The sequence below is a fragment of the Paraburkholderia sp. BR10937 genome (genome assembly GCF_040965695.1).
Taxonomy (GTDB): Bacteria; Pseudomonadota; Gammaproteobacteria; order Burkholderiales; family Burkholderiaceae; genus Paraburkholderia.
The window spans coordinates 1-238 of the sequence record NZ_JBFRCL010000281.1; the positions used below are offsets into that span (position 1 = coordinate 1).

1 rRNA gene is annotated in these 238 nt (G+C 51.7%); it reads right to left on the minus strand.

The window, feature by feature from the left end:
- Nucleotides 1–238: ribosomal RNA gene (locus tag AB4Y44_RS42985) — 23S ribosomal RNA — on the minus strand; the annotation flags it as partial.

Here is a 238-nt window from a genome sequence, read left to right on the forward strand (position 1 = left end):
AGCGTTTGGCTGACGGTACGGATAAAGAGTACATGCTGGTCCCATTTCGCTCGCCACTACTTTGGGAATCTCGGTTGATTTCTTTTCCTGCGGCTACTTAGATGTTTCAGGTCGCCGCGTTCGCTTCGCATGGCCTATGTATTCAGCCATGGATACTCCATTCGGAGTGGGTTTCCCCATTCGGACATCTACGGATCAAAGCTTGTTTGCCAGCTCCCCGTAGCTTTTCGCAGGCTAC